The organism is Dietzia sp. DQ12-76, from assembly GCF_014145045.1.
Classification (GTDB): Bacteria; Actinomycetota; Actinomycetes; order Mycobacteriales; family Mycobacteriaceae; genus Dietzia.
Genome location: NZ_JAALDV010000489.1, coordinates 1 through 3,761 on the forward strand (window position 1 = coordinate 1; position 3,761 = coordinate 3,761).

General features: G+C 69.7%; 4 protein-coding genes. 1 reads left to right on the plus strand and 3 read right to left on the minus strand.

The features are described 5' to 3' along the window. Positions 1-107: 107 nt before the first annotated feature. The 3 genes from G6019_RS15305 to G6019_RS15315 form a co-directional block, all read right to left on the minus strand. Complete coding sequence (locus G6019_RS15305; RefSeq protein ID WP_107757641.1) at positions 108-956, minus strand: thioesterase family protein; 849 nt, start codon at positions 954-956, stop codon at positions 108-110. A 22-nt stretch (positions 957-978) separates the two neighbouring features. After that, on the minus strand, positions 979-2,187 hold the full coding sequence (locus tag G6019_RS15310; RefSeq protein WP_107757642.1) for a fatty acid desaturase family protein: 1,209 nt from the start codon (positions 2,185-2,187) through the stop codon (positions 979-981). A 93-nt stretch (positions 2,188-2,280) separates the two neighbouring features. Beyond that, complete coding sequence (locus G6019_RS15315) at positions 2,281-3,282, minus strand: LLM class flavin-dependent oxidoreductase (RefSeq protein WP_182613672.1); 1,002 nt, start codon at positions 3,280-3,282, stop codon at positions 2,281-2,283. A gap of 133 nt (positions 3,283-3,415) precedes the next feature. On the opposite strand from G6019_RS15315, the gene G6019_RS15320 reads away from it, so the two are divergent. Continuing rightward, positions 3,416-3,761 (plus strand): hydroxyethylthiazole kinase (locus G6019_RS15320; RefSeq protein ID WP_375539772.1); only part of this gene is annotated, 346 nt, incomplete at its 3' end.

A 3,761-nucleotide genomic window follows, 5' to 3' on the forward strand; every position in this document is an offset into this window, starting at 1 on the left:
CGCCCAGAGTGCGGGGCAGCCGCGGGGCGGCGAGCGCCGGAGGGCCAGCCGCCCCGCCGGCTGAGTCCGCTCCCCCTCGAGTCGCCCGATCGATCAGCCGCCGGCCGTCACCCGAACACGGTGATGGTCTGGCGGCTGATCGCCGTCAGTGCCCCATCGGGTCCCCACAGCATGGCGTGCGTGTGGGCGTACCCGTCGCGGGAGGCATCGGTGGTGGCCTCGTACGCGAAGACCGCCTCCGGCGGGATCGTGTCGGGGCCGACTTCCGAGACGAGCTCCAGCGTCCAGGTCAGACTGCTGGCGGGCGCGAACCCGGAGAGCATCTGGATGGTCGCCGGCGGCCAGGCGTCCGCGAGCACCAACAGGTGCTCCTCGTGGAACTCCTCCGGGGCCTCGCGCAACTGCGCCCAGCCCGACAGATCGCCGGTCTCGGCTCCGCTGAAGGGCAGGGCGCCACCCACCTGCCTCAACGCGAGGAACCGGTAGAACTCGGGGGTCACCTTCTCGATGTACGGAAACGGTTCGATCGTGCCGGGTTCCGGCAACTCCGGCACGGGATGTCGCGGCGCGACGGCGATGGTGGACTCGCGGTGCCGCCCGAACGCCGCCAGTGCCGTGGCGACGATCGCGCCCTCCTGTCGCAGGGTGGCCCGGGCCTGCGTCACGTTCTTCCCGACCCGGAGGATCTCCGCGTCGACCTCGACGCCGCCCGTCGTAGCAGGGCCGACGAACGAGACGGTGAATGATCTCAACGGGTGTAAAGAACCGGCGGCCACGCCGTCTCCCGACCCGGCCCCCACCCCTGACGGCGACGCATCCCTCACGCGGCCTTTGGCCGCCGCGAGCAGCAGGGCTCCGGTCAGTCCCCCGTAGATCGCCCGGCCCTGTGTCCACCCGTCCGCGATCTCCACGGTCCCACCGGCCGAGGCGGCCTCCAACATGCTCTTCAGCGACATGCCGGCCAGTCTGCCAAAGGGGTCAGTGGACCAGTTGGGCGCGCCCCTTCTGCCGGAGCGCAGCCAGTGCGGACGTCAGACCCGGCATCTTCGGCATCCGGTCGAACATCTTCTCGCTGCGGGTCTCCGCCGCGTCGTCGGCGGTCCGGTGGAGGAACCTGTCGGGCAGTGAGAGCCTCGCGATGGTGCGCCAGGACTGCAGGTACTGCTTCCACAGCGGTCCGCTCACGTAGGGCAGGTCGTACCGGTCGCACAACTCCCGGACCCGGAGCGAGATCTCCGCGTACCGGTTGGACGGCAGGTCGGGGAACATGTGGTGCTCGATCTGGAACGACAGGTTGCCCGACATGAGGCTCATGACCGGGCCGCCGTCGAGGTTGGCACTGCCGAGCATCTGGCGCAGGTACCACTCGGCCTGCGACTCGTGCTTCACGTCCTTGGCCGTGAACTTCTCGGCCCCGTCCGGGAAGTGCCCGCAGAAGATCACCGCGTTGGTCCAGATGTTCCGGATGATGTTCGCGGCGAAGCTCGCGGTCAGCGCCTGCCGTCCGGCCGGCCCGGCCAGAACGGGGAACAGGATGTAGTCCTTGAGCACCTGCTTTCCCGCCTTGCGCAGGAACGCACGGGCGGTGCGCTGGTCGGCCGGGCTGGCATCGGAGCCCGGGAGCGCGTCCTGGACACGGACCCCCTGCAGTCCGATCCCCCACTCGAATCCCGCCATGAGCGCGGTGTTGACGAGCAAGTTCGCGGAGAACCTGGGCTCCCACGGAATGTCACGTGTGACCCGCAGGACCCCGAACCCCACGTCGTCGTCCATCCCGACGATGTTGGTGAACTTGTGATGCAGATAGTTGTGCGTGTGCTTCCAGTCCGCCGAGCTGCCGACCAGGTCCCATTCCCACGTGGTGGAGTGGATCTCCGGGTCGTTCATCCAGTCCCACTGCCCGTGCAGGACGTTGTGCCCGATCTCCATGTTCTCGAGGATCTTGGCCACTGCCAGAGCCCCTGTACCCAGAACCCAGGCGGTCCGGTTCCGCGCGCCGAGGTACAACACGGCCCGGGCCCCGAGTTCGATTCCCCGTTGCAGCCGGATCACGCTGTGGATGTACCGGTAATCCCGGTCCCCGCGGGATGCCAACACATCGGCCCTGATCGCGTCGAGCTCCCGTCCGAGCTCGTCGATCTGCTCGGTAGTCAGGTGCGCGTACTCGCCTACATCAGAAATGGCCATGGATCAACTCTAGGCGCGCTCTCCGATTCGCGGCTACCGGCGAGTAGCAAGGAGGGTCGGATACGTGACCAAGGGCACGCGGCGACCGTCCTCTCAGGCAGCCCACGACCGGCGCAGGACCTCCAGCGATCCGTGCACCCGCTCACGGCTCGAGCCCACCGGGGCGATCATCAACTCGTCCGCGCCCGCGCGTTCGGCGAAGTCCGCCAGGTAGTCGCGGACCTCCGGCCCGTCACCCACCGCGGTGTAGGAGATCATGTGCAGGATCTGGCGACCGGCCGCCGATTCCATCACCATGTCCAGCTCCTCGTCCGAGAAGTGGCGTCCGCGTCCGGCCATGAGCTTGACGCGCTGACGGCGATACCAGTGCAGTTCACCTGCCGCTCGCTCCGTGTCGTCGTCGGCCACCACGTTGACCGCGGCGATCATGTACGGCTCGGCCAGCTGATCGCTGGGCTCGAAGCGGTCGCGGTACACCGCCGAGGCCTGCTCGAGCGCATCGGGCGCGAAGTGCGAGGCGAACGCGTAGGGCAGTCCGTACGCGGCGGCCAGCTGCGCGCCGAACAGGGAGGACCCGAGGATGTAGAGCGGGATCCTGGTCCCGCGTCCGGGCGTCGCCGTGATCCCGCGGGTACGGGCGAGGTCCGAGGGCGAGTCCCCCAGGAAGGCCTGGAGTTCACGGACGTCGTCGGGGAAGCGCTCGGCGGCCGACGGGTCACGACGTAGAGCGCGGAACGTCTGCGGGTCGGTGCCCGGGGCCCGGCCCAGTCCCAGGTCGATACGGCCCGGGTGCAGCTCGGCGAGTGTGCCGAACTGCTCGGCGATCACGAGCGGCGAGTGGTTGGGCAGCATCACCCCGCCGGACCCCAGCCGGATCCGCTGTGTCTGCGAGGCGATGTGCGCCATGAGCACCGCCGGGGCCGAGGAGGCGATGGACCCCATGTTGTGGTGCTCGGAGTACCAGACCCGCTCGTACCCGAGTTCCTCCGCCTTGCGGGCCAGGGCGACCGAGTCCCGCAGCGCGTCGCCGACGGACTGCCCCGGGCGGACCGAGGCGAAGTCGATCACGGACAGGGGCAGCGGGGAGGGGGTCATGACGGGTCCAACCCCCGTCCCGCGGGGCCTATTCCGTGCCGCGCCCGGACGGGGGCGGCACACTGGGGGGATGTCCGATCCCGGCTCCGGTCCAAGCTCCAGCTCCGTCGACATCGCACACCTGGTCTCGGCGATGCGCCGGACCGAACCGTTGGTGCACTGCCTGACCAACTCGGTGGTCCGTCAGGTCACGGCCGACGTCCTGCTCGCCGCCGGTGCGGCGCCGGCGATGGTCGACCACCCCGAGGAGGCCGCCGACTTCGCGGCCGTCGCCACCGGGGTGCTGATCAACGTGGGAAACCCGACGGCCGAACAGGTGGAGGGCATGCACGCGGCGATCGCCTCGGCCAGGGAACACGGCACGCCGTGGGTGCTCGATCCGGTGGCGGTCGGCGGGCTGACACTCCGCACCGGGCTCGCCACCGACTGGCTCGACCACGGTCCCGCGGCGATCCGCGCGAACGCCTCGGAGATCGTGG

Coding starts and splice junctions, on each gene's coding strand:
- G6019_RS15305 (WP_107757641.1), bottom strand. CDS start 956: ATGTCGCTGAAGAGCATGTTGGAGGCCGCCTCGGCCGGTGGGACCGTG.
- G6019_RS15310 (WP_107757642.1), bottom strand. CDS start 2,187: ATGGCCATTTCTGATGTAGGCGAGTACGCGCACCTGACTACCGAGCAG.
- G6019_RS15315 (WP_182613672.1), bottom strand. CDS start 3,282: ATGACCCCCTCCCCGCTGCCCCTGTCCGTGATCGACTTCGCCTCGGTC.